This window comes from Fannyhessea sp. C0108B2 (genome assembly GCF_056583915.1).
This window is the reverse complement of record NZ_JBWPJQ010000004.1, coordinates 38613-63985: the sequence shown is the minus strand read 5'-3', so window position 1 is coordinate 63985 and position 25373 is coordinate 38613. Positions and strand designations below refer to the sequence as shown.

The window sequence follows — 25373 nt, the reverse complement described above, 5'->3', positions numbered from 1 at the left end:
CAAAAACCTTAGTAAACTCTATAAGCTGTGCTTTTTTGCGTGTTCTGTAGCACACATAGAACAGTACACAAAACGTACACAAAATATGAGACTTCTATTAGAGATAAGCTTGACAAATCTTGCGGGGAGGGGGTACTCTAAATGAAAATTCGATTAGTAGGCGGTATACGCGTCTAAAGCACATGCAGATTGTAGTGTGTTTCAAATCGAACAAATGTACATGCTTTACGTTAAAAGAGGTGCCTTATGAAGCATATGAAAGCAGTTCCACAAAGTAAGTCTAAGTTGGCTATAAGTGCTGGTTTATCTGCACTTATGGTAGTTTCTAGTTTGGGTGCAGCTCCTGCAATGGCGTTTGCTGATCAAACTCCAGCTCCAAAAAAGTCCTTTAGTGAGATAGCTAAACAGGTTATTGGTTATGATGCTTCTGTACTTCATCCAGATGCTGACCAAGCTACGCTCAATACGACATATGGATTAGATAAGAATGATCCACTTGTTACTCCAAATGATGTCCCCAAATTGCCTGCTGCCGAGATCTTAGCTCGAAAAGCTGAAAATAAGGGTCTCTCCTTTGCCGCAACGCAAATCCGTAAAGCTAAAACTGTTGAAGCTGCAACCAATTTGCTTAAAGAAGCAGAGAAATCTGCTGTTGACACTAATGTGAAAGCTGCTCAGGAAATGGAAGAAAAGCTCGATGAAGAAGGCTCCAATCCTATGTATGTTACTGAGGATCCCGATGACCTCGCTTTGAGACTTGACTCTACTAACAGTTTTTACAACTATGGTCTCGATCCTGCACAACTTGTTTTAGATCAAGTAAATGCTCAAACTAAAGCCGCATTTGACGCTTCTATCGAGCTTTTAGCTAAGAAAGCAGAAAGCGAAGGTTTGAGCTTTGCTGCAAAGCAAATCCGTAAGGCTAAAACTCTTGACGGTGCAAAGAATTTGCTTAAAGAAGCAGAGAAATCTGCTATCGAGACCTTAGCTCAAAAAGCTGAAAAAGAAGGATTTACCTTTGCTGCTAAGCAAATCCGTAAGGCAAAGACAGTTGAAGGTGCTCGTGCTTTGCTTAAGGCTGCAGAAGATTCCAAGCCTAATCCTGCTCCTAACCCAACGCCTGCTCCTAACCCAACACCTGCTCCTGACCAAACTCCTGCTCCTGACCAAACACCTGCTCCTGTTAACCCAGGTGATGCTGCTACTGACCAGACTTCTGAGGATAAAGAAGAGACTAAGGCTCAAGCAGAGAAAACTCCTAAGACCGGTGATTTCTTTGCAGCACTTCTTCCTATGTTTGGTGTAGCACTTGGTGGAACTTCCATTGCATTCGGAAAGCGTATGCGTCACTAATTTCAATTACGATTTTCGTAAAGCATAGTTAAAGAAAATCCTCCTCAGCAATGGGGAGGATTTTTGTTATAACAGTTTTTCATTTCTATAGAGTTATAGGACAAAAGGGGCTTAGGACAATTTTTTAGATATTCTGTGCAATCATAGCACGGTGTTCCGTAATTGTCTTTCCATTAAGACTTATTTTAATTCTGTGTTTGTTGTAAAAATAATAGCATATAAGCATGTAAAACCATCTAAATTAGAGAAAAAATTATTAGTTTTAGGTGGTGGATTATGCGTGCCAATATTTGTTCTGTTTGTAGTAGCAAGATGGTCAAAAATGGCAAGACAAATGCTGGCGAGCAGCGGTATAGGTGTCTTGAGTGTGGAAGTTCGCAATTAGAATACATATAGAAACGCTGTGATATAGTCGAACAATATCACAGCGATCCTTATCCTTATACAACAAAATAACTTATTTACACACCTTTTGTTCTATAGCCCTTTCTATACAAAATAGCGTATATATGCACGTAGTCTGGCTATTCATTGAACAGCATATATGTCGGCCGTAGGATATTATTTCATCGGTGCTCTACCTAGTTTTTACTCTAAGTTTGTTGTAGGTAGATTGCTAGCAAGGTCTATATATGTTTTTGGCCGTGCAGGTACCGCGCAAGAAATTCTTGAGTCCGCGCATGCTGTGGATTATCAATAACCTCTTCGGGCTTTCCTTCTTCTAAGATAATTCCTTCGTTCATGAAACATACATGCGACGAGACATCGCGTGCAAACTCAATTTCGTGAGTAACAACCATCATCGTAAGCCCAGCATTTGCCAAGTCCTTCATTGCGGCAAGAACGCTATCTACCATTTCGGGGTCAAGTGCGCTGGTAGGCTCATCAAAGAGCAAAATTTCGGGGTCCATTGCAAGAGCGCGCGCAATGGCAACACGCTGTTTTTGACCACCTGATAAAGAAGCAGGTTTTGCATGGATAAAATCTTGGAGCCCAACATGCTCAAGCTCCATGACAGCTCTGTTCTGTGCCTCTTTTTTGCTACGTTTAAGCACGCGCGTTTGTCCAATAACGCAGTTATCCAGCACACTTAGATTATTAAACAGATTAAATTGTTGAAACACCATGCCAACTTTTGCACGATAGGGGCCTAGTTCAAAATCGGGATCAAGAATAGAAGATCCATGATATAAAATTTGGCCACCTGAGGGTTTCTCCAACAGGTTTATACAGCGTAAGAATGTACTTTTACCTGAGCCAGAACTTCCAAGAATACTGATGACCGACCCTTTATACAAAGAGAATGATACATCTTTAAGCACGCTGTGCTCACCAAATGACTTTTGAAGGTGCTGGACATCCAGAATTGTTTCTTTTGTTGTCATAACTACTCCTATACATTTATATGCATGCAATTATGCTTTTGTGGTTGATTGGTAAGCGTTTGGCGCAACAATGTATTTTTCTATATATTTGAGCCCCAAACCTGCAATGAAGGTAAGTGCAAAGTAGATAACACTTGCAATGAGGTACGTTTGGAATGTTTGATATGTGGTACCTGCAATCGATTTAGTAATAAAGAAGAGCTCTGATACAGCAATAACATTTAATACCGACGTATCTTTAATGTTCATATTGAGCTCGTTACCAACCGACGGTAAAATGCTGATAATTGCCTGCGGTAAGATAATATGTACCATGGTATCCCAGTGGTTAAGACCAAGTGCATTGGCGCCTTCGAGCTGTCCTTTTGGAACACCTAAAATACCACCGCGCACAGTTTCAGAAAGATAAGCACCTGAATTTACTGCAACAATGAAAAATGCTGAGGTAAGAGGGGATAAATCTAAATTAAAGAGCAATTTTGAACCATAAAAGATAAGCATTGCCTGAACCATCATAGGTGTTCCACGGAACACTTCTATATAAATGCGTATAAGTACGGCGATACTTTTATAAAGTGCATAACGGATATGATGGTGCTTTGACACCTGTATGGTTTGATAAATTGCAATGAGCAGTCCAATTAAAAATCCTACAAACGTAGAGATAAACGAAATGATAACCGTGTAGAATGTTCCGCGAATAAATTGGTCATGATAGGTATTCCAGATATCTACAATTTGATCAAGAAAGCTTGGGTGTTGCTCGCGTTGATTAAGATTCACCATATCTTGCATGAGCGTTTGTTGCTGTTGTGCAGAAACAGAGTCAAGCGCGCGGTTGAGGTATTCCATAAGTTTGGAACCCTTGCGTATTCCAATTGCCGATGAAGTGTCGGTGTCGTGCGTATCAAACCCTGCTCCATCTGCAAATGTGATGTAGGTTAATTCGCTGTTGGCGGCAACTGCAGCCATGGCGGCTGGGCGCTCTGATACATATGCATCAATCTTTCCACTCATAACCGAGGTTATCATGGTAGGAAAGTCACTGAAAGCCACCTGTTTGTCTACGTTTGAGATCTGGTCAATGAGCTTGTAGTGAAACGTGTTAAGCTGTGCGGTTACTTTGGCACCAGCAAAGTCTTGAATGGACGTTGCGTGCGCAAATGATCCACTTTTTTTGGTAACCATAACCATATCGGAATAGTAATAGGGGTGTGTGAAGTCGATTTCTTTGCAGCGCTCAGGCGTAGGAGTCATACCTGCGATAATAGCATCAATTTTTCCCGATTGAAGTGCAACCGAGAGTCCGTCCCATTCCATTTTAACAATTTTGAGCTTAAGACCTAAGGCAGCAGCCATACGTTTTGCAACCTGTACGTCGTAACCATTGGCATATTCGCCGGTAGAATTGCTAATAGGTACGCCGTCGTGTGCATCAGTGGTTTGTGTCCAGTTGTATGGTGCATAGTTTGCTTCCATGCCTACGCTTAGAACACCTGGTTCTGAGAGCTCTGTTTGCGAAAGCTCTGGCGGTAATTGCGTATCTGTTGAATTAGACTGTTCTTGCGCAACACCAAGTTGGTACGTGGTGCCTAGTAGAAGTGCGCAACAAAGCATGACCGCCATAGCCTGTATCAAACGTTTAGCAGCCGTGATGCACACCTGCTTGACTGCAACGGTGCATAATTTCTTTATACATAAAAAGGCATAAAAACAAGGTTTTCGATAGGTGCGGTGTGCAGATATATACAATGCAAGTGATTGTGTAATGTGTTGAGGTGCGTGCTTATGCTGTGCTGAGCCGTTCATAGAACACCTTTCGCTCGAAGTGCGGTGCAGATACGATAAGGCTGAGAACGGATACGTATGTAAGTGTCTAGGATACGGTGCCCCAAAGGCATAAAAAACAGGTTGCCTACGCTTAACCGTGTGTTTGCAATATACGTTGCAAGACAGCTGGTATGTATAAGCGTTTAACTGTTTGTCTTCAGTAGCGCTCCACATCTGTGACAGTTACAAAGATATTATCCTTGTACCCAAGCATACCGTCTGGCAACGATATACTTTCGGCGTTAGGTACCTTTCCTTTTCTTCATAGCTCCCGCTCAAAAAAGTAATCTTTACCAAACGCGCCTCTACCTTATGTGGCTCAAAGTTTACTCGTCTTTACATAAATTGCAAGCAAAAATTTACTCATTGGTGTGTATTTAAGGGTCATATATTAATTATAAATGTATAAAGCCAATTGAATATCCAATAAACTGTAAAAGTATGCTGAGCATTAGTTGCATGTTTCAGGTTCTTTTACGTGAAAACAAGCTTAAAAATATGCGAACGCGTGGTCGATGTGTATACAGTGCTTAGAGATGTATGCAAAATATTACCGTATTTATGCATCAAAGTTTTGTATGTGTAAACGGTTTAATGTTGCAACTTTTTGTATAAATAGTGATGTCGTTCGATTATTTCTATAGCATATGTGGTGTTGATTACATATGTTTGGGATATCGGTTGAGCGTGCTCTTGCGCACAGCTTTTGTGGCATGCCCGCGTGTCCAAGTGTAACAAATAAGCCCCGTACGTACCACAGTACATACGAGGCTTATTGCTTAGCTTAGAGCTACTTTACAACACCTTGTATTAGCGAATGTTATAGAAAGCGGTTTTACCCAAGAATTCTGCAGAAGAACCAAGACGATCTTCAATACGAAGAAGTTGGTTGTATTTAGCAACACGGTCGGTACGAGCAGGAGCACCAGTCTTGATTTGACCAGCGTTTGTAGCAACTGCCAGGTCTGCAATGGTGGTGTCTTCGGTTTCACCAGAGCGGTGAGAAACAACTGCGGTGTAACCAGCACGTTTAGCCATTTCGATAGCCTCAAGGGTTTCGGTAAGAGAACCGATTTGGTTAACTTTAATAAGGATTGCGTTAGCTGCGCCAACTTCAATACCTTTAGCAAGACGCTTGGTGTTAGTTACAAACAGGTCGTCACCAACAAGTTGAACCTTCTTGCCAATGCGCTCGGTAAGTTTCTTCCAACCTTCCCAGTCTTCTTCTGCAAGACCGTCTTCAAGAGAGATGATGGGGAACTTGTTAACGAGCTCTTCCCAGTAATCAACCATTTGATCGCTGGTGAGGGTACGGCCTTCGCCCTTAAGCTCATAGTTACCGGTCTCTTTGTTATAGAACTCAGAAGATGCAGGATCCATAGCAAACATGAAGTCTTGGCCAGGTTTAAAGCCAGCTTTCTCAACAGCCTGCATAAGGTACTCTAAAGGCTCAGCATTGGTTTTAAGGTTAGGAGCAAAACCACCCTCGTCACCAACACCTGTGTTGTGGCCAGAATCTTTAAGAACATTTTTAAGAGTGTGATAAACCTGTGAGCACCAACGAAGTGCAGTCTTAAAGTCGGGAGCACCAACAGGCATAATCATGAATTCCTGGAAGTCTACGTTGTTGTCAGCGTGAACACCACCGTTAAGAACGTTCATCATAGGAACAGGAAGGGTGTGACCATTTGCACCACCAAGGTACTCATATAAAGGAAGACCAGCGGATGCAGCAGCAGCACGAGCTACAGCCAAGCTTGCGCCCAAAATAGCATTAGCACCAAAGTTGCCTTTGTTGGGTGTACCGTCTGCTTGAATCATAGCAAGATCGCAGCCACGTTGATCATTTGCGTCACGACCAACCAAGAGCTCTCTAATCTCGTTGTTTACATGACCAACAGCAGTTAAAACACCTTTTCCTTGATAACGATCTTTGTCGTTGTCGCGAAGCTCAACAGCTTCAAACTCACCTGTAGAAGCTCCAGAAGGAACAATAGCGCGACCAAACGAGCCGTCCTCAAGTTCTACCTCAACCTCTACTGTTGGGTTTGCGCGAGAGTCGAGAACCTCACGGCCATACACGCTTTTAATGTTGCTCATGTGCAACTCCTTTCATAAATGCTTATGTATGAAAAATATTTACATAACCTTATACAGTATAAGCTAAGTTTGAAGTCTTGACACGTATTTATAATTTTATGCACAACTCGCATATTTGCCCAGTGTTCTCTAGACATTTTAGAAGGATCTGAGCTTATACGTTTCAAAATGACTTGTATACCTGCTTTTATGCCTACTATTTTCTTCTTTGGAATACAACCATTTTTCGTGCGGATGCATAAACGCCTAGACAAAGAATAAGACCGAGCGCATTGATAATAAATTCGAGGAGTGTTTTGTCTCGTGCCATCATTCCAAATGCGGCACAAATAAAGCATACAAGTACGGCTAGTGATGCGCGATTCATAACCGTTACAGCACGTGATGGTACATTAATAAGACGCGCAGAAACAAAGCCTACATATATCATGGTTAAACTTTCTATGACGCATAAGTACACATGGAATTTCATGGGGTCTGTCGCAATAAGTAAACATGTTGCAATAATTGAGATAATTCCCAACAAGAGCGATGCAAGTGCGGCAAATTTTACTGTTTTAGCAAGCGTATTCAAGGCTTCTCCTATCTGCCCTTAAGCTATAAATTAGCGCGAAATCATAGGTGCATACAAGCTTGTACAAGTACCTGTATGTCACGGGTTTGCCATGGTAAGCATGTTACAGTTTGCTTGTGACATACACAACACGCACGTGACTTGATTTCGAGCGTTACTGGTAAGTATAGCAAAATTGAGCAACGTGGCGTAGCGTCTGTGCGCGTAGTACATTTCATGTAGTATGATATAGTTCATTCGTTTGATGGACTTATTTTGCCCGAAGGACAAACAAGCGCGCAGTCGCACCTTCTTAGAGAGCTTCAGTTGTTTGAGTCGCTTTGGAACCATATTAAACAAGGCGTGCGTTTGTGTGAGGCGGTTGTTTGTGTGAGGCAGTTATATATGTTGTGGACAAAGTTTATGGGTATGCAACATGGTATATTCATGTAGTAGGATAGTAAGTCATTTTATGAGTGGTAACGATAAGGAGTATCTTTTGTGATAGCTCTTGCCGAAAAATTATCTAAATCATTTGGTCCGCAACTGTTATGGTCTGATGTTGTCTTACAACTTAACGCTGGCGAACGCTGGGGGCTTGTTGGTCCTAACGGAGCTGGTAAAACAACCTTTTTAAAGATTCTGATGGGACTTGAAACCCCTGATGAGGGCCGTGTAAGCTTTGCGCGCGATATACGTGTTGGCTACCTTGAGCAAGAAACAAAGCTTTCAAAAGATACAACCGCTTTAGAAGAAGTTGTGCAATCGGCTCACGAAGTTGTGCGTTTACAATCTCTGCTAAGCGATCAAGAACATAAAATTGCGCAGCTCAGTAGCTCTTCCTTAAATACAGCTCAACAAAAAGAATTGGACGAATTGCTTGCAAATTACAGCAAGAATCAAGAAAATTTTGAGCGTTTGGGCGGCTATGAGTTGCAGGCACGCGCTCAGCAGATTTTAGGTGGATTGGGATTTCCGGTAGAGGATTTTCACAAGCTTGCTTGCGAATTTTCGGGTGGATGGCAAATGCGTATTTCGCTTGCCAAGTTGCTGCTCAAGCATCCAGATTTATTACTGTTAGACGAGCCAACTAACCATCTTGACCTTGAAAGTGTTGCATGGCTTGAATCGTTTTTGTCAAGTTATGATGGTGCGGTGCTTATGGTATCTCATGACCGTGCATTTATGGATGCTTGTGTTTCGCACATTGCGTCAATCGAAAATAAGCGCGTTATGACGTACGTGGGAAATTATACGCGCTATCTTAAACAGCGTGAAGATAATCTTATACAGCTGCGCGCAAAACGTGAAGCTCAATTGCGCGATATTGCCCATATGCAGGTGTTTATTGATCGTTTTAGGTATAAACCAACCAAAGCAAAACAGGTTCAAGAACGCGTGCGCCGTCTTGAGCAAATTAAGTCGGAGCTTGTAGTATTGCCACAAGCGTCAAAGAAAGTGCATTTTAATTTTCCTGCGCCACCACGAACAGCAGATACGGTAGTGTCAGTTGAACATGTGTCAAAACAGTTTGAAGATTCAGTTGTTTATAACGATGTGAATGTTGTTTTGTATCGAGGGGATCATGTTGCACTCGTAGGGCCTAATGGTGCAGGTAAATCAACACTTATGAAGTTGATTTGTGGCATCGAAAAACCAACGGCAGGAAACATTGCGCTTGGGAAAAATGTTGAGTTTTCTTATTATGCTCAGCATCAACTTGAAACGCTCAATGAGCGCAATACCGTATTGCAAGAAATGGGTGAAGCCTCAAATACATGGACTACCTCTGAACAACGTAGGCTTTTAGGTGCGTTTTTGTTTCACGGAGAAGATGTTGATAAACGTGTTAGCGTGCTTTCGGGTGGAGAGCGTGCTCGTTTGGCTTTGGCAAAAATGCTGGTCTTTCCCGATCCTCTTTTGTGTTTGGATGAGCCTACCAATCATTTGGATATCGACTCGGTTGAAGTGCTTGAACATGCATTAACTACCTTTAAGGGAACTGTTTTGTTGGTAAGCCATGATGAACATTTGGTACGAAATGTAGCAAATAAAATTATTGAAGTGCGCAATCATCAGGTTCGTGTCTTTGATGGTGATTACGATTATTATTTGTATAAGCGAGAAGAGCTGGACGCGCACGAAGAAAAAGATGCTGCTGGAGCGCACACACAAGCGCGTGTAGACAATACTGGGTTGTTGCATGCACCGCGCGAACAGGGAAGTGTGTCTTTAGATGCAGCTTCACAGGGCAAGAAAGCTGAGGCTGTTGTTTCTCAGAACTCCACGCGCACAGATTCCTCTTTGGATTCACATGCGCATTTGGCAAAACGTAATGTTAAAACCAAAGAGCAGCGCCGTCTTGAGGCCGAAGCGCGCAATAGCGCACATAGACGTGTTGCACGTGAGAGAAAACGCTTGTCAGAAGTTGAGGCTGTTTTGCAGGCGTCTACTTCGCGCAAACATGAGCTTGAAACTCGTATGTCGGATCAAGAAATTTATCAGCATAAAGATGAATTTAATGAATGCATGAACGAATATAATGCGCTTTCGCAAAAAATTGACGCTTTAGAACAAGAATGGCTCGAATTAACTCGTATTGTGGAAGAGGGGACAAATGAGTAATCCCGATAGTATGCATAATCCTTATGGCGTGCCTGATGACGCGCGCGATGCGTACGCCGCACGCGATGCGTATGATGTACGTGGCGCTTATGATGGACGTTCCGCCTATGGTGAAGGTGCCAATCGCTGTGATAAAACAACTGTTATGCCTGCGCCTTTTGCGAACAAGGGATATGCAGCTCCTACGGTACGTCGTCAGCGGATAGCACAATCGCCTCAGCCTTATGATCCAAGCTCCGATTCTGAATATGCGTCATATGCATCACCGCAGGATAGGTATGAGCCGCGCCCCATGCCGCGTACAACACCTGCGCCTTCACCGCGCATCATGCGCGAATCAGCACCTGAAGCTTTGCGCCAACCGCGCGCAAATTATCATGCTTCAGCGGTAGAGCACGCAGTCTCAGGCCTGTTTCACGGCGTTACAGGTTCGCTTGTATCTGTATTTTGCCAGTTCATTGCAGTTTTGTGTCGCGTGTTCGCATGGATGCTTTCGCTCATTATTGTAGGAAGTGCGCTTCCGTTTGCTCCTTTGCGGTTTGCTTTTCTTATGCTTTACCATACGGTTTCACGTATTTTACCGCCAGTTTTGGTGGGGTCGTTTATTATCGAAAGTCCATTTGGTGGCATTTTGCGTGGCGATTACGTGATAGTAACTCTTGTTTTGTTTATGCTTGACTACCTGTTCTGTCGTCTTGCGTTTACTTTACGAAACAGCAGGTAAAGTGCATATATACGCCTTGTGTATTTCTTGTATATAGTTGACCTTATGCCCTCTTACCGTTATGATAAATGAGTACATATGTTCTATATTGGCATATGCATGATGTAGGTAACGTTCGCGTAAAAAGTAGGTGTTATGCTCAAAGATCCCATTTCCAGCGTAGTCTCTGTTGCGATAAGTGTGGCTATTTTAGTTGTGTCGTGTATGCTCCACGAGATTGCTCATGGTTTTGTTGCATATTTGTTGGGCGATGACACTGCCAAGCGCGCGCATCGTTTAACGCTCAATCCACTTGCGCATATCGATCCTTTTGGTTCGGTCATTTTACCGTGTCTTATGAGTTTGGCGCATGGTCCTATTTTTGGTTTTGCTAAACCTGTTCCATATAATCCGCGCCGTCTTAAAGGCGGTAGACTGTCAGAGGTTTTAGTAGCCCTTGCCGGGCCTTTGTCAAACGTATTACAAGTATGTGTGGCTCTTGGAATAGTGCGTGTATTGTTTGCAACAAACGCCTTTAAAAGCATGCTCTTTCAGCAAGATATAACAACAACTATGTTTGTATATAAGATTTTAATGCAGTATATGGTTGTCAATATTTCGCTTGCAGCTTTTAATCTCATACCGTTGCCACCGTTAGATGGATCTTCTTTGCTGGGTCTTTTTCTTTCGGGCGAACTTCGTCGAACATACGAGTATATACAGCACTATTCTTTGCCTATTCTTATGATGGTGTTATATGTACTGCCTTCTATCTTGCATTTTGATATTATAAGTTGGTATGTTACGTCTGTTATTCATTTTGCGATGGAGTTTATGCTTCAGGGTTTATAGTATCTGCTTGCAAAAATTTTGCCTTACAAGATAGTACAAGCCAAAGTATATAAATACAAACAGAGCATGAGCATGCCAGAGAAGAATATAAGGAGGATAGATCATGTCGTTTAGTGTGCAAACGCCTACATACAGCGGACCTTTTGATCTGTTGCTCCGTTTAGTGTATCAACAAAAAGTTGCTATTGACACCATTTCTGTAAGCAATGTTATTGATCAGTATCTAGAAGAAATTAAGCATCTTAAGCAGCTCGATTTAGAGGTTGCAAGCGATTTTGTTCTAGTTGCTTCAACGTTGCTTATGATTAAGGCCTCAAGTGTTGCTCCCTTAGATACCAATGAGCTCAATCAAACGCAAGAACTAGATTCAGAAGAGTTTGATGATTTAACACCGCAGCAGGCACAAGATTTACTTGTTACAAGGCTTTTAGCGTATAAGCAATTTAGAGAAGTTGCTCGTATGTTGCAAGCACGAAGTGAGCAACATGCACGTATGTTTGCAGCTCGTGTGTTGCCTCTGCCAGATCAGCTCAACTACACGCCTAACTTTTTAGAGGGTATTACGCTCAGAACATTAGCTGTTATCTGCGCAGATATCGACAGCCGCCATCAAGACTTTCTTTTGGAGGCATCTCATATTGCAAAAAAACGCAGGCCTATTGCAGTAAGTATTGCCAAGCTCGATCAACTCACGCGCGAAAAATCCTGTGTTCAATTTGCACAAGTTGTAGGTAAAGATCCAACGCCTGTGATTGTTGTCGAAAATTTTCTTGCCATGCTTGAGCTTGTGCATATTGGCTTTGTAGATGTACAACAAGCACAAACATTTGGAAGCATTGTGCTCAAACGAGTTCAAGGCACGCAAACTACAGTATTTGATACAGCGCGTTATGCGGGCGAGAACTAGGATAGGAAAGGCGCATATGGATACCTTGCAATCAAAATTAGAAGCGCTTCTTATTGTTTCTCAAGAGGCTGTAAGTGCACAAACACTCAGTACGTTTTTAGACGTCTCTGCTGATACGGTACAAGATGCACTTGTCCGTTTGCAGCATGAGTATACGAGCGAAAACCGTGGATTCCAATTATGTGAAGTTGTCGGTGGATGGCGTCTGTATACGCATCCTGCATATCAGGATTTAATACAGGCATATATTCAAACATGGGATTATAAGCGTCTTTCTCAGGCTGCATTAGAAACACTTGCGGTTATTGCATATCATCAGCCGGTAAGCCGTGAAGGTATTAGGGCTATCAGAGGAGTTGCAAGCGATGGGCCGCTTGCGTCGCTTAAAGAAAAAGGCTACATTCGCGAAGCAGGCCACGATAAGAAAAATCCCCATGCGGTGCTTTTCGCCACTACCAAAGCATTTCTAGAAGCGTTTGACCTAAGAAGCCTATCTGATTTGCCGCCTCTTGAGCAATTTGCAGCAAACGATGCTTCAAAAGAGTTTATTCGCCAACGTCTTCAAGCCACATCTCAGCAGACAGATCTGTTATCCGAGGATATTGCCCAAGAAGTAGAAGCTCAAAATTCGCAGATTGGTAATGAATAAATGGCACGTGATTCTTCTCATTATAACGAACAAGATATTATAGCTGGGAAGTATCCAAGCGATCACTTTACGATGCGTTTGCAGCGGTTTTTAGCGCGCGCAGGTGTTGCGTCGCGCCGTGGTTCGGAAAAGCTTATATCAGCAGGTAGAGTATGTGTTAATGGTAAACAAGTTAGGGTTCTTGGTACTAAAGTTATGCCTCAATACGATCATGTAACAGTTGATGGCAAAGAGTATGTGCTTGGAAATGACCATGTTTATTTGCTGCTTAATAAACCATCGCATGTCCTTACTACGATGAGTGATCCTTTTGGTTTTCCTTGCGTTGCCTCTTTGGTGCCTTGCGATGATTATCCAGGTCTTTTTCCAGTGGGTAGGTTGGATAGCGATACTACAGGAGTTTTGCTGTTTACTACCAATGGCAATATGGGCAATCGTTTGCTTCATCCGTCACATCATGTGTGGAAGACCTATGTTGCGCTTATCGAAGGCAAACTTACCTCATCTCAAATGCAAAAGCTTTCTCAAGGTATAATGCTTGAAGATGGCATGACGAGTCCTTGTTTTATACGCACTATCACGCAAGATGAGCCATGCACTCACCTTGATAAAAATCATTCACTCTTTGATGATATGCGCCTCAATGGTGCAAGCTCACTGTGTGAACTTAAAATACATGAAGGAAGAAATCATCAGGTAAAACGCATGTTGCAAGAAATTGGGCATCCAGTTATAAAGTTGCATCGCTTTCAGTTTGGCCCTTTGTGCCTTAATGCTCAAATTCCATTAGGATCGTGGCGCATGTGTACACAACAAGAAATACACGATCTCGAAACAGTTTGTGAGGATAATACATGATCATTGCAATAGACGGGCCTTCAGGTTCGGGCAAATCTACCGTTGCAAAGGCTCTTGCTCATAAAGCACATCTTACCTATCTTGATACAGGTGCTATGTATCGAGCAATAACATGGCGTTGTCTCAAACATCAGGTGTCTTTTGATGACACACGTGCTATCATCGCGTGCGCTCAAGCTATGAAGCTTGTTATGAAATCGGATGAACGTGGACTGCGTGTAGAAGTTGATGGGGAAGACGTTAGCCACGAGATTAGAAGTGCACAGGTAGATGAGCACGTGTCCCAAGTTGCTGCAGTACCTGAGGTTCGACTTCTTATGCTCGAAAAACAGCGCGCATTTGGACAAGAAAGCGATGTTGTTGCAGAGGGAAGAGATATTGGTACAGCTGTGTTTCCTCATGCGCAAGTTAAGATTTTTCTTACCTGCGATGCTGCAGCTCGTGCACATAGACGCGCAGTCCAGCGTGCTGGCGGAGATCTGGCCACCGCTACAGAAGCACACGTTTCTCCCGATGAAGAGGCAGCAATTTTAGCCAATCTTCTTAAGCGTGATGATATTGATTCTCACCGTAAGACAACGCCTTTAAAAGCTGCAGAAGATGCACATCATATAGACAGCTCGCATATGAGTGTTGATGAGATTGTTGCTCAGATTATGCAGTATATGAATGAGTCTGTTTCCCATGATGGATCTGCTCTTAATGCTAAGGATCAACGCTGTGATAAAGCTTCTTTTGATACAAAGCCCACAGATGTTTCTTCTTCAAAAGATGCAGATTCATCTGCATGCATGCCGCATGCTACGTGTCAGCGTAATTCGTTTGACAGCTACTACGATGCACCAATGAAAGAGCATCCATGGTATGCGCGTCTGCTTTTTGCGCTTGTTATGGTGCTTTGTTGGATTGGTACCAAAATTTTATGGCCATGGAAATTTTACAACATGCCATCTGAGCTGCTTCGCTCTAAAAAGCCGCACATCATTGTGATGAATCATGTCTCTGCGTTAGAGCCGCTTATGTGCGTGATGTATTTTTACTTCCACGGCATACATGTACGTTCGATGTATAAAAGCGAATTCAATACGCATAAGCTTAATGCTTTTGCATTTGCGGTTGCAGGGGGTATTCCCGTACAGCGTCATACTGCCGATATTACGTGCATCCATCGCTGCGAAAATGCACTTAAACGGGGGGAATGGTTGCTTATTTATCCAGAAGGCACGCGTATACAAGATCTTTCTGTTAAGCCAAAAATTTATGGTGGCTTTGCGCTTTTAGCGGCTCGTGCTCATGTGGATGTGTTGCCTATTTGCGTTTTAGGTGCGTATTCAATAGCACATGCACCTCGTTTGTGGAAAAAAGTTGGACGCATCTACTTTAAAGTAGGAGAAATACTTTCGCTTGACCAGCTAAAACAGCAGGTAGAAAAGCCTATATCTAAAAAACAACTGATGCAGCTGCTAGAAACGTCTGCAATGGATAGGGTATATACCTTGCGCGAAGAACTTATGCAGCGCTATCCGCATAAGCTGTAGTAAAACTGTTGTGTCACTCTAAGATAAAGTAGGTCGTATGCATATTCGTATAGCTACAGAAGCTGGAGCTTGCTACGGTGTGAATCGTGCGTTAGATATGGTAGAAGCTCTTTCTCATAAAATACATGGACGTATTCATACGCTTGGCCCTTTAATTCATAACCCCCAGGTTGTTTCAAAGCTTGCCGCCAAAGGCGTTGAGGTTATTCACAGTGCTGATGAGGTATCGGGCAAAGCAATTTTGCTGCGTACGCATGGCGTTACCCCCGAGGAAGAAAAGAAAGCTTATCAAAGCCACGACATTGTAGTAGACGCAACATGTCCTTTTGTAATTCGTGCACATAGAGCGGCCGAAAAGCTCACCCAAGAGGGTTATCAGGTGCTTGTGTTTGGAGAAAAAGGTCATGCTGAAGTTGAAGGCACCTTAGGTCATGCACCAGGTGCTGTGTGCGTTGAAACGCCCGAAGATATCGAAGCTCTTTCAATCAAACGAAGAGTGGGGATTGTTGTCCAGACAACGCAAAGTCGTCGACGTCTTAAAGAGATTGTAGCGGCTCTTGTAGGTAAAGCTGAGGAAATACGTCTGTTTGATACGATTTGCGAGGCAACGTCGCTGCGTCAGGATGCAGCGACAGATTTGGCAAAGTCGGTTGATTGCATGATTGTGATTGGCGGTAAAATTTCTGCTAATACCACGCGTTTAGCTGAGATATGCAGAACGTATTGTGATCATGTATATCATATCGAGACTGCCGAAGAGCTCGATCCTGCGTGGTTTTCTCCTACTAGTGAAGTGGGTATTACCGCAGGCGCATCTACGCCTCAGTATCAAATTGATGAAGTGTATAACCGGCTCATGTCTTTGTATCCTTCATCAGACAAATAAGCAAGAAGATCACATGTATAAGCAATATGATTTACATGTACGTGCATGAAAGCATATATACTAGGTGTAACAGTTTAGCTTGTACTTGTACGTTTTTTTAGAATGGAATGATATGTCAAAACCACTGGTAGCCATAGTTGGTCGTCCGAATGTAGGAAAATCAACACTTGTTAATCGACTTGCAACTACCAAGTCGGCAATTGTGCACGAGTCGCGCGGTGTTACGCGTGACCGCTCCTATCATGCTTGTGATTGGAACGGGCGTGAGTTTACACTTATCGACACGGGCGGCATAGAATCGCTTAAAAGCAAAGATCGTTTTGCTCTAGGCATTCGTGAACAGGCACTTTTAGGCTGCGACGAAGCAGACGTTATTGTTATGGTTGTTGATGGAAGCATTGGTCTTACCGATGAAGATGAGACCGTTGCGCAAATTGTACGTCGTATGCATAAGCCTGTTTTTTTGGTTGTAAATAAAATTGATAATCCTGATGAGGTTTTAGATTCATGGAACTATCTAAAACTTGGTTTAGGAGAGCCGCGCGCTATTTCGGCTACACATGGTACAGCAACAGGTGATTTGCTTGATGATATTGTTAACGCTTTGCCTGTTCATGAAGAAGCACCCCAGCCAAATGACTCATCAGTGGCAATTGCGGTTATTGGTCGTCCAAATGTTGGTAAATCATCGCTTGTTAATAAACTTTCTCGCTCACAGCGCAGCTTAGTTGCCGATTATGCAGGTACAACGCGTGATGCTATTGATATCACCTTTGATTATAAGGGTCAAACTATTCGCTTGGTTGATACTGCTGGTATGAGAAAAAAGACGCAAGTTCATGAGGATGTTGAATATTACAGCATGGTTCGCGGCTTGCAGGCAATGGATAAAGCCGATGTGTGCCTGCTTGTTATAGATGCACATGAAGGCATGACCGAACAGGATCAAAAACTTGCTGGTATGGCAATTGATCGTGGATGCGCGTTGGTTTTGGTTCTTAACAAAACCGATTTGTTACGTGACGAGCAGGATCGCCAAAAACTCCTGGATTCATTTGCTATCCGTCTTACCTTCGCAACTTGGGCAGAGCAAATAAGCATTTGTGCACTTACGGGTAAATCTGTCAATAAGGCGCTTGATGCAGCACTTCGTGCGTATCGCGCACACGCCAGTTCCATTAAGACGTCTCAGCTCAATAATCTTGTTACTAAAATTCGTGAGGCGGGTCACACGATTGTGCATAAAAACCGTCGTTTTAAGATTCATTATGTAACACAAACAGGGTATCGTCCTCCCGAATTTACCTTTTTCTGCAATGCAAAGGATTTACTCGATGATGCGTACATGCGTTTCTTAGAAAATCGTTTGCGTGAAACGTTTGATTTGCAAGGTACGCCTATTCGGCTTAAGTTTAGGAATAAAGATTAAGTGTTTACTTTTTAAGTCTGTAAGCTGGTAAACCTTAACCCTTTAAGGAGAGCTTTATGCAAGGGTATTGCATTTCGGTAGTAGTGGCGCTTGTGTTTGTGTATGCAGTATGCGGCATACCGTTTGGCGTGGTTCTAACAAAAAGGTTTTGTCACGTTGATGTGAGAGCTGCAGGCAGCGGTAATATAGGCATGACCAATGTAGCGCGCGTAGCTGGAAAACTACCAGCGGCGCTTACACTTTTATGTGATGCAGGAAAAGGCGCTTTAAGTTTAGGCATAGCTATCTATGTACTGAATATGGTTGTCGCTATCCACGTACAAGAACTTATCCAATTTTGTGCAACTTCGCAGATTTTTTCTGATGTTTATAAACTTTGTATGTTTGTTAATAGCGTTGTTTATGCAGCATGCGTGTGTGGTCATATTTTTTCTCCGTACCTGCATTTTAAGGGCGGCAAAGGAATCTCGGTAGGATTTGGAGCGGCATTAGTGCTCAGCTGGCAAACGGCTTTGCTTGCACTTTTGGCGTTTTTTGTTTTTACGATACCTTCAAAACGCGTTTCGTTAGGGTCGTTAGCGGCTGCGATTGCACTTCCGTGCTGGGCATATGTATTTGGTTATACCTCGTTTGAACTCATACCTATTATCGTGGTTGCTTGTTTGGTTATTTGGGCGCATCGTAACAATATTGCACGTCTTATAAAAGGAGAGGAAAAACCCTTAAAGGCAAAATCTTAAAAGTTGTGGAGATACACCGTGTTGCAACGTTTCTTTGTTGTAATAACCTCTATGATATAAGCATACTCTGTGTGCATCACAATAGAATATCGTATAAAAGGTAAGTTGAAGCTAAGAGAATAGAGTAAGGAAAGCCGATGTCGATTTCAAAAGTTGCCGTTATAGGATCAGGCAGTTGGGGTACAGCTGTTTCGGGCTTGCTTGGACTTCATGCGGATCAAGTTATGATTTGGTCCCACGATCAAGAAATAGCCGATTATATCAATGAACATCATCGTAATCCTGTTCAACTTAATACCTATACGATGCTCCCCTGTGTTAGTGCATCAACTGATTATCAAAGCGTTTTGAAGGATGCACAAGCAATAGTTATGGTTGTGCCATCACAATTTATTAGAGCTTGTGCACAAGCTGCCCAGCCCTATGTAGACTCACAAACGCCTGTTCTTATTCTTACAAAAGGTATCGAAAATCATACTAACTATACTATGAGCGAAGTTTTGTCCGAAGTTTGGGGCAATCCTGCCCGTATTGCGGTGTTGAGCGGCCCTAATCACGCCGAGGAAATTTGTAAAGGTAAAATTTCGGCGGCTGTTATTGCCGCGACTCATGCATCGGTTGCTCAATTTTTCCAACGTTTGATAATGAATGAAAATTTTAGAATCTATTTGTCTGACGATGTAGTTGGGGTTGAGCTATGCGCTGCTATTAAAAATGTGGTGGCGATTGCCTGTGGAATTTGTACCGGCTTGGGATACGGAGACAACGCATTAGCAGTTTTAATGACACGCGGTCTTGCAGAAATTAGTCGAATTGTTATTGCAAAAGGTGGTAAATCACTTACCTGTATGGGTCTTGCAGGTATGGGGGATCTTATTGCAACTTGTACGTCGGTGCACTCGCGCAATCGCTCGTTTGGCTGTGCTTTTTCGCAAGGAGAAAGTTTGCAGGAATATGAACAGCGTACGTCAATGGTTGTTGAGGGGGCTCGTGCTGCTTTGAGCACACAAGAGTTATGCAAAAAGCTTTCTATTGAAAGTCCGCTTACCAACTCGGTCTACTCAGTTTTATATGAACATGCCAAGCTCGAAGACGTCATTGCGCTTTTGCTTGAAAGAATTCCGCACGAAGAATTTTATGGTATGTCAACAAACAATTAGAAGGGTTCACTCATGGATACGCATCCCATTTGCATTGCACCGTCAATGTTGTCCGCCAATTTTATGAAGCTTTCAGAAGAACTTTCATCTATTGCAACAGCCGATTATCTGCATTTTGATGTAATGGATGGACACTTTGTTCCAAATTTAAGTTTTGGATGTCCAATCTTGCACGCGGTTAAGACCTCTAGTGATTTACCCGTTGACGTTCATCTGATGGTTGATAATCCCGAGGCAACGCTCGAGTGGTATCTTGATGCAGGCGCCGATTCCTTCACCATTCATATGGAAGCTCAAACTCACTTAAAACGACTTATTGATACTATTCATTCAGCTCATAAGCGTGCTTGTGTTGCACTTAATCCTGCAACAGCAGTCATGAATTTAGACGACGTTATCGAAGATGTAGACATGGTCTTGGTTATGAGCGTAAATCCTGGTTTTGGTGGTCAATCATTTATTGAGTCTACCTGCAAAAAGATTGCAAAGGTCAAAGCGTTATGCGACGAACACGGTGTTAATCCTGTGATTGAAGTAGACGGTGGCATCAATGCTCATAATGCATACGATGTGGCGCGCGCTGGTGCAACAATGCTGGTTGCGGGTTCATCGGTCTTTAACGCGCACGATAGATCTGCTGCTATCGAAGCATTACGTAGCTCTGCTCAGCGCGGAGCTTTGGAAGCAAAGCGTGCATAATATGAAATCTTCATCATACGTATACCTTGATTATGCGGCTTCAGCTCCGCAGCGCCGTATTTCTCTTCAGGCGCAAGAAGCTTATGAGGAGTCTGCCTATGCAGGAGCCAATCCAAATTCGCTGCATACACCAGGACGTTTAGCTTATGCGGCACTTGAGCGTAGTCGTCGCGAGATTGCCTCATGTTTCACAACAGCTCTAGATCCTTATGAGGTGCACTTTACCTCTGGTGGTACCGAATCTAATAATATGGCGCTCTGCGGTATTGCAGCGGCATATCGGCTTAGACAGCCACATCGTACTAAGATTGTTGTTTCTGCAATTGAGCACGATTCGTGTCTTGAACCACTTCCTCGTCTTAAAGAACAAGGATTTGAGGTTGTATACGTACGCCCTTCGTCAACGGGCGAAATTACCTGTGAGCAATTACGAGCTGTCTTAGACGAGCACGTTGCGCTTACCTGCATTATGTATGCTAATAACGAAACGGGTGTTATCCAGCCAATTCGTGAACTTGCGCGCTGCGCTCATGAGGTAGGTTCCTATGTTATGAGCGATGCTGTGCAAGCGTTTGGCCGTATTCCTTGTGATTTAGAACAGATAGATGCATGTTCTATTGCGGCGCATAAAATTGGTGGGCCAGTGGGTATTGGTGCTTTAATTCTTAAACGGAATACGCCTTTTATGCCCCTTACCTTTGGAGGTGGTCAAGAAGGTGGCACCCGTCCTGGTACTCAAGCAGTGTGTTTGTGCGAAGCATTTGCACAAACAGCGTGTGAATGCATAGAACATATAAAACAAAGACGGTCTACAGTTGCTGCACGTGCACATATGCTTGAGCAAATGTTGTGTGCGTCAGATCGCATAACTCCAACAACTCCGCTTTCGTTTGCTGACAAACGCCTTCCAGGAATTGTAAGTGTACTGGCAAAAGACTGTGATGCTCAGGCAATTTTGTTGCAGCTAGATAGTAAAGGCTTTGGCATATCTTCTGGATCTGCATGTGCCTCGGATTCGGCCCGCGCATCTCATGTTTTGCGCGCACAAGGAATCTGCGAGCGTGACGCGCTTGGTGCATTACGCATTTCGTTTGATGAGCGCGTAGACGAAGATACGCTTAAACGTTTTGCAAATACGCTTTTATCAATTGTTACTACATCTCAAGTTGCCCTCTAAGCTGTTCGTATCATGAAAGGAACCCTATGAAAGAGTATCAAGCACTTCTTAAACTTCAAGAGGTTGACATACAGCTTATGCGGTATAACCAACAACTTCATGCCCTTCTTGAAGGCAAACGCATACCTGCTTGCACTACTGCACTTAAAAAGTTAAAACAACAACAAACTCAACTGTTGGCACAACGAAAAGACATTGAAACCGAGCTTCAAGATAATCACGATATGCAAACACATTTGCAAGAAATTACCCAAAACGTAAAGCTTGAGGCACAATCTGCAGGCAGCGATTATCGTCGTATTAGTGATTTGGAACTTCAGCTTTCTAGTCTTGCAAAGAAGTTTGAAAAGTTGCAATTTGACGAAAAAAAGCTTAAAGCAGATTTAGAAAAATTTAAAAAAGCCGAGCACAATGCCCATCTTTTACAGGAAAAATTGCGTGGGGAGTTAACCTCGCTTAAAGACGGACAAGCACAAAACATTGAAGACATCAAGCGTCAAGCTGCTTCGTTATTGCATGCTCGTGACGAGGTAAAATGTGGTCTTACCCATGAGCATATGGCATTATATACCAGCCTCAAAAGCAGATTTAACGGTATTTGTGTTGAAGAACTTAAGGGAAATATGCCATCGGTTTGCTGTGTTAAGCTGCAACCCAGTTTGTATAACAAGATCAAAGCAGATCAAACTATTGCAGAATGTCCGTATTGTCATCGTTTGCTTATCATTGCTTCTCATGACAGATCGTAGAGATAGACCGTAGAGGAATAACTATGAAGACATCGGATAAACCTTTACAGGTACTTTTAGTGGTATGCGGAGGAATTGCCGCATATAAAGCTGTACTTACGCTTCGAGAGTTACAAAAACACGGATGCGATGTTCGCGTTGCAATGACAAAAGCAGCTTGCGAATTTGTGGGCCCACAAACATTTGCGGCAATATCGGGACACGATGTATATACCGAGCTTTTTACTCACAACAGCACGATTGCCCATATCGAGCTTGCTGATTGGGCAGAGGTAAGTGTGGTTGTTCCAGCAACGGCAAATATCATGGCAAAACTAGCAGCAGGAATTGCTGATGATTTGGTAAGTTCAACGCTTTTAGCAGTTCATACTCCTGTTGTAATTGCCCCTGCTATGAATGTGCATATGTGGCAGGCGCGCTCAACTCAGGCTAATGTTAATACCCTTAGATCTTGGGGTTATTACGTTGTTGATCCGGCTTGTGGTCATCTTGCTTGTGGTTATAATGCCACGGGAAAGCTTGTTGATCCTATTGAACTTGCTTGGTATGTTATGTGCATTGCGCGTTGTGCTTCTGCTGACTTAGCTGGCAAAACTGTGGTGATTACGGCAGGCCCTACCAGAGAGGCGCTTGATCCTATACGCTTTATTTCAAATCATGCCACAGGAAAGCTTGGTTATATGCTGGCTCGTGCTGCTTGCGCTCAAAAAGCGCGTGTGGTACTGATTAGTGGTCCTTCTGTTTTGCCTAGACCGTTTGTTGATTCGTTTATTTCTGTAGTAGATGGTAAACAAATGTATGAGGCAACGCTTGAAGCTGCTAAGAGTGCTGATGTCATAATCTGCACGGCTGCAGTAGGGGATTGGCGTGCAGAAACAGTTGCTCCGCAAAAAATCAAAAAGCCTCATGGTGAGTTCATATCTCATGCAGAAAACTCAAGTCCTGTGTCGCTTGATTGTGCTGGCAGTACTCATACGCAAAACCCAAAGTCATATACGCTTCGTCTTGTTGAAAATCCCGATATTTTGCAAACTGTTGCGCGTCTGTATCCTCAAAAAATTGTTATTGGTTTTGCTGCCGAAACCGAGGATGTGGAGCACAATGCTGCTGAAAAATTAAAGTTTAAGCAATGTACGTGCATTATTGCCAATGATGTGTCAAAAGCAGAGTCTACCTTTGGTGCACAAACCGACAAAATTACCATCGTATATCCCGATCGTCTTATACACCACGATACACAAGAGTTGCCCGAAGTTGCACGCGTTATTCTTAACGAAGTAAAGTCTTTATTGCATATACAAACAAGTGCATAACACAAGGCTCGTGGTACAGAAACATTAGTTAAAGGAACGCAATGTCAGTTGTTATAAGTGCAGATAAAATATGCGTTGAACGCTCTGCAAAGGTTTTACTTTCGAACGTGTCGCTTGGAGTGAGCGCAGGCGATACCATAGGCGTGGTTGGTCAAAACGGCGGAGGAAAATCAACGCTTCTTCAGGTGCTTGCGCATATTATGGAGCCCGATAGTGGATGTGTTATAACTCGTAATGCCTCTTCCATTGGTTATCTTGCGCAGCGTGATGCATTTAAGGATACCGATCTTGTTCGCGATGTTGTATTTCAGTCTCTTGAAACTTACGAATGGGCACAAGATCCTCTTAAGCGCTCTCTTATTAATCGTTTGCTGCAAGATGTTTCATTTGATACCACTATTTCCAAACTTTCTGGTGGCCAGCGCCATCGCTGTGATTTGGCGCGTGTACTCCTTGGATCATGGGACGTGTTGCTTTTAGATGAGCCTACCAACCATCTGGATATGACAACCATTGCATGGCTTGCTTCTTATCTCAAAGATCGTAAGCGTCTTCATGGATTAAGCTCGGTTATCGTTACGCATGATCGTTGGTTTTTAGACGAGGTATGCGATCACATGTGGGAAGTCCACGACGGCTGCGTTGACCCATTTGAAGGTGGATATAGCGCCTATATTCAACAACGTGTTGAACGTGAGCGGCTTAGCGAAGTTGCGGAAACTAAACGTCAAAATATGTTACGAAAAGAGCTTAATTGGCTTGCTCATGGTGCTAAGGCTCGCAGTTCAAAGCCTAAATTTAGGGTTGAAGCTGCTTTAGAGATGGTTGCGCTGGATCCGCCACTAAGAAATTCGATTGAGCTTAAGGCTCTAGCTGCAACGCGCTTAGGAAAACAAGTTATAACACTTGAGCATGTTGCGTGTGCATATGGCTCTCATCAGGTAATTAAACCGCTCGATTGGATTATCGGACCTGGTGAGCGCATTGGCATTGTGGGAGAAAACGGAAGCGGTAAATCCTCTCTTTTACGAATCATGACGCTTAAGCAAGTGCCTTCGCAAGGCGTTGTAAAAGTGGGAAAATCCGTTGTATTTGGCATCGTTGACCAGCACTTGTCATGTTTTGCCCATAAGGAAAACCAAACGGTTGAGCACGTGTTAGCTCAATCAAAATCAAGTGTGTATATTGATGGCAAGAGTTATACGCCCATGCAGCTTTTTGAACGGCTAGGCTTTAGAAATCTTGATCAAAAAAGTCGTTTGTGTGATCTTTCGGGCGGACAATTGCGTCGTTTAGCTCTTATGATTACACTTTTGGAACAGCCTAATGTTTTAGTGCTCGACGAGCCCGGAAATGACTTAGATACCGATATGCTTGCTGCGCTTGAGGATGTTCTGGATTCGTGGGCTGCAACACTTCTTTTAGTTACACACGATCGTCATCTTATGGAACGTGTTTGTGACGATATATATGCTTTGCTCAATGGAGAACTTATTCATATGCCTCGTGGCATAGACGAATATATGCAGCGTCTTGTCTCACAGGATAAAGATGCAAGTTCTTCTCATGCACTTGATTCTGGTTCAATGTCAAAAAACAAAGATCGTGCAGCAAAACAACAACGAGTTTGTGATGGTGTGTCGCGCTATGAGCTTAAAAAGCAATGCGATGCCGTCTTACGAAAGCTTACCAAGCAACAAGATGAACCAGATCGAATTCAAAAACTTATGCAAGCATGTGATGGATCAGACTATGAACAACTTGCAAAATTGCAAAAACAGTTAAGTGAAGCGCAAAGGTTAGTTGATGAACTAGAAACTCAGTGGCTTACGCTGTCTGAAAAACTTGAATCACTTTAGAGCATGTC

Annotated in this window: 22 protein-coding genes and 1 riboswitch; of the genes, 18 read left to right on the top strand and 4 right to left on the bottom strand. The window is 43.1% G+C overall.

Annotated features, from left to right (window positions below; all coding sequences use genetic code 11):
* Positions 1-246 precede the first annotated feature (246 nt).
* Both AC1DBT_RS03070 and AC1DBT_RS03065 read left to right on the top strand, forming a co-directional pair.
* Positions 247-1353 (top strand): hypothetical protein, encoded by a 1107-nt coding sequence (locus tag AC1DBT_RS03070; RefSeq protein WP_480018527.1) that lies wholly within the window; start codon positions 247-249, stop codon positions 1351-1353.
* A 276-nt stretch (positions 1354-1629) separates the two neighbouring features.
* On the top strand, positions 1630-1749 hold the full coding sequence (locus AC1DBT_RS03065; protein WP_480018526.1) for an IS1/IS1595 family N-terminal zinc-binding domain-containing protein: 120 nt from the start codon (positions 1630-1632) through the stop codon (positions 1747-1749).
* Between the two features lie 230 nt (positions 1750-1979).
* On the opposite strand, the gene AC1DBT_RS03060 is transcribed toward AC1DBT_RS03065, so the two are convergent.
* The 4 genes from AC1DBT_RS03060 to AC1DBT_RS03045 all read right to left on the bottom strand — a co-directional run bounded on the left by AC1DBT_RS03060 (position 1980) and on the right by AC1DBT_RS03045 (position 7242).
* A complete protein-coding gene (locus tag AC1DBT_RS03060) occupies positions 1980-2738 on the bottom strand; it encodes an amino acid ABC transporter ATP-binding protein (protein ID WP_480018525.1) in 759 nt (252 codons plus the stop codon).
* Between the two features lie 30 nt (positions 2739-2768).
* Positions 2769-4547, bottom strand: coding sequence for an ABC transporter substrate-binding protein/permease (locus AC1DBT_RS03055; RefSeq protein ID WP_480018524.1), 1779 nt, complete (start codon positions 4545-4547; stop codon positions 2769-2771).
* 174 nt (positions 4548-4721) lie between these two features.
* A riboswitch (Lysine riboswitch) is annotated at positions 4722-4884 on the bottom strand.
* A gap of 494 nt (positions 4885-5378) precedes the next feature.
* On the bottom strand, positions 5379-6668 hold the full coding sequence (gene eno / locus AC1DBT_RS03050; RefSeq protein WP_006303174.1) for a phosphopyruvate hydratase: 1290 nt from the start codon (positions 6666-6668) through the stop codon (positions 5379-5381).
* A 196-nt stretch (positions 6669-6864) separates the two neighbouring features.
* Positions 6865-7242 (bottom strand): hypothetical protein, encoded by a 378-nt coding sequence (locus AC1DBT_RS03045; protein ID WP_480018523.1) that lies wholly within the window; start codon positions 7240-7242, stop codon positions 6865-6867.
* 480 nt (positions 7243-7722) lie between these two features.
* Here AC1DBT_RS03045 and AC1DBT_RS03040 point away from each other — a divergent pair, with 480 nt between their 5' ends.
* The 16 genes from AC1DBT_RS03040 to AC1DBT_RS02965 all read left to right on the top strand — a co-directional run bounded on the left by AC1DBT_RS03040 (position 7723) and on the right by AC1DBT_RS02965 (position 25365).
* On the top strand, positions 7723-9846 hold the full coding sequence (locus AC1DBT_RS03040) for an ABC-F family ATP-binding cassette domain-containing protein (RefSeq protein WP_480018522.1): 2124 nt from the start codon (positions 7723-7725) through the stop codon (positions 9844-9846).
* Positions 9839-10570, top strand: coding sequence for a hypothetical protein (locus tag AC1DBT_RS03035; RefSeq protein WP_480018521.1), 732 nt, complete (start codon positions 9839-9841; stop codon positions 10568-10570). Before AC1DBT_RS03040 ends, AC1DBT_RS03035 begins: the two co-directional genes overlap by 8 nt.
* A gap of 135 nt (positions 10571-10705) precedes the next feature.
* A complete protein-coding gene (locus tag AC1DBT_RS03030; protein ID WP_480018520.1) occupies positions 10706-11401 on the top strand; it encodes a site-2 protease family protein in 696 nt (231 codons plus the stop codon).
* A gap of 103 nt (positions 11402-11504) precedes the next feature.
* Positions 11505-12308: a segregation and condensation protein A gene (locus AC1DBT_RS03025; RefSeq protein WP_311439093.1), complete on the top strand. Its 804-nt coding sequence runs from the start codon at positions 11505-11507 to the stop codon at positions 12306-12308.
* 16 nt (positions 12309-12324) lie between these two features.
* Complete coding sequence (scpB, locus tag AC1DBT_RS03020) at positions 12325-12957, top strand: SMC-Scp complex subunit ScpB (protein WP_311431389.1); 633 nt, start codon at positions 12325-12327, stop codon at positions 12955-12957.
* Entirely contained in the window at positions 12958-13815 is an 858-nt protein-coding gene (locus AC1DBT_RS03015; RefSeq protein ID WP_311431390.1) for a pseudouridine synthase, read from the top strand. It begins immediately after the preceding gene.
* Positions 13812-15353 (top strand): (d)CMP kinase, encoded by a 1542-nt coding sequence (cmk, locus tag AC1DBT_RS03010; RefSeq protein WP_480018519.1) that lies wholly within the window; start codon positions 13812-13814, stop codon positions 15351-15353. The genes AC1DBT_RS03015 and cmk overlap by 4 nt, the downstream gene beginning before the upstream one ends.
* 37 nt (positions 15354-15390) lie before the next feature.
* On the top strand, positions 15391-16239 hold the full coding sequence (locus AC1DBT_RS03005) for a 4-hydroxy-3-methylbut-2-enyl diphosphate reductase (RefSeq protein WP_480018518.1): 849 nt from the start codon (positions 15391-15393) through the stop codon (positions 16237-16239).
* Positions 16240-16351: 112 nt separating this feature from the next.
* Positions 16352-17668, top strand: a complete 1317-nt coding sequence (gene der / locus AC1DBT_RS03000; protein WP_480018517.1) for a ribosome biogenesis GTPase Der — start codon at positions 16352-16354, stop codon at positions 17666-17668.
* A gap of 56 nt (positions 17669-17724) precedes the next feature.
* Positions 17725-18408, top strand: a complete 684-nt coding sequence (gene plsY / locus AC1DBT_RS02995; RefSeq protein ID WP_480018516.1) for a glycerol-3-phosphate 1-O-acyltransferase PlsY — start codon at positions 17725-17727, stop codon at positions 18406-18408.
* A gap of 137 nt (positions 18409-18545) precedes the next feature.
* Complete coding sequence (locus tag AC1DBT_RS02990) at positions 18546-19568, top strand: NAD(P)H-dependent glycerol-3-phosphate dehydrogenase (protein WP_276799492.1); 1023 nt, start codon at positions 18546-18548, stop codon at positions 19566-19568.
* Positions 19569-19580: 12 nt separating this feature from the next.
* On the top strand, positions 19581-20267 hold the full coding sequence (gene rpe / locus AC1DBT_RS02985) for a ribulose-phosphate 3-epimerase (protein WP_480018515.1): 687 nt from the start codon (positions 19581-19583) through the stop codon (positions 20265-20267).
* Position 20268: 1 nt separating this feature from the next.
* Complete coding sequence (locus AC1DBT_RS02980) at positions 20269-21444, top strand: cysteine desulfurase family protein (protein WP_480018514.1); 1176 nt, start codon at positions 20269-20271, stop codon at positions 21442-21444.
* 26 nt (positions 21445-21470) lie between these two features.
* Entirely contained in the window at positions 21471-22193 is a 723-nt protein-coding gene (locus AC1DBT_RS02975; RefSeq protein WP_480018513.1) for a zinc ribbon domain-containing protein, read from the top strand.
* 23 nt (positions 22194-22216) lie between these two features.
* Positions 22217-23506: a bifunctional phosphopantothenoylcysteine decarboxylase/phosphopantothenate--cysteine ligase CoaBC gene (gene coaBC / locus AC1DBT_RS02970; protein WP_480018512.1), complete on the top strand. Its 1290-nt coding sequence runs from the start codon at positions 22217-22219 to the stop codon at positions 23504-23506.
* A gap of 41 nt (positions 23507-23547) precedes the next feature.
* A complete protein-coding gene (locus tag AC1DBT_RS02965; protein ID WP_480018511.1) occupies positions 23548-25365 on the top strand; it encodes an ABC-F family ATP-binding cassette domain-containing protein in 1818 nt (605 codons plus the stop codon).
* Positions 25366-25373 lie beyond the last annotated feature (8 nt).

Coding starts and splice junctions, on each gene's coding strand:
- AC1DBT_RS03070 (WP_480018527.1), top strand. CDS start 247: ATGAAGCATATGAAAGCAGTTCCACAAAGTAAGTCTAAGTTGGCTATA.
- AC1DBT_RS03065 (WP_480018526.1), top strand. CDS start 1,630: ATGCGTGCCAATATTTGTTCTGTTTGTAGTAGCAAGATGGTCAAAAAT.
- AC1DBT_RS03060 (WP_480018525.1), bottom strand. CDS start 2,738: ATGACAACAAAAGAAACAATTCTGGATGTCCAGCACCTTCAAAAGTCA.
- AC1DBT_RS03055 (WP_480018524.1), bottom strand. CDS start 4,547: ATGAACGGCTCAGCACAGCATAAGCACGCACCTCAACACATTACACAA.
- eno (WP_006303174.1), bottom strand. CDS start 6,668: ATGAGCAACATTAAAAGCGTGTATGGCCGTGAGGTTCTCGACTCTCGC.
- AC1DBT_RS03035 (WP_480018521.1), top strand. CDS start 9,839: ATGAGTAATCCCGATAGTATGCATAATCCTTATGGCGTGCCTGATGAC.
- AC1DBT_RS03030 (WP_480018520.1), top strand. CDS start 10,706: ATGCTCAAAGATCCCATTTCCAGCGTAGTCTCTGTTGCGATAAGTGTG.
- AC1DBT_RS03025 (WP_311439093.1), top strand. CDS start 11,505: ATGTCGTTTAGTGTGCAAACGCCTACATACAGCGGACCTTTTGATCTG.
- scpB (WP_311431389.1), top strand. CDS start 12,325: ATGGATACCTTGCAATCAAAATTAGAAGCGCTTCTTATTGTTTCTCAA.
- AC1DBT_RS03015 (WP_311431390.1), top strand. CDS start 12,958: ATGGCACGTGATTCTTCTCATTATAACGAACAAGATATTATAGCTGGG.
- cmk (WP_480018519.1), top strand. CDS start 13,812: ATGATCATTGCAATAGACGGGCCTTCAGGTTCGGGCAAATCTACCGTT.
- AC1DBT_RS03005 (WP_480018518.1), top strand. CDS start 15,391: ATGCATATTCGTATAGCTACAGAAGCTGGAGCTTGCTACGGTGTGAAT.
- der (WP_480018517.1), top strand. CDS start 16,352: ATGTCAAAACCACTGGTAGCCATAGTTGGTCGTCCGAATGTAGGAAAA.
- plsY (WP_480018516.1), top strand. CDS start 17,725: ATGCAAGGGTATTGCATTTCGGTAGTAGTGGCGCTTGTGTTTGTGTAT.
- AC1DBT_RS02990 (WP_276799492.1), top strand. CDS start 18,546: ATGTCGATTTCAAAAGTTGCCGTTATAGGATCAGGCAGTTGGGGTACA.
- rpe (WP_480018515.1), top strand. CDS start 19,581: ATGGATACGCATCCCATTTGCATTGCACCGTCAATGTTGTCCGCCAAT.
- AC1DBT_RS02980 (WP_480018514.1), top strand. CDS start 20,269: ATGAAATCTTCATCATACGTATACCTTGATTATGCGGCTTCAGCTCCG.
- AC1DBT_RS02975 (WP_480018513.1), top strand. CDS start 21,471: ATGAAAGAGTATCAAGCACTTCTTAAACTTCAAGAGGTTGACATACAG.
- coaBC (WP_480018512.1), top strand. CDS start 22,217: ATGAAGACATCGGATAAACCTTTACAGGTACTTTTAGTGGTATGCGGA.
- AC1DBT_RS02965 (WP_480018511.1), top strand. CDS start 23,548: ATGTCAGTTGTTATAAGTGCAGATAAAATATGCGTTGAACGCTCTGCA.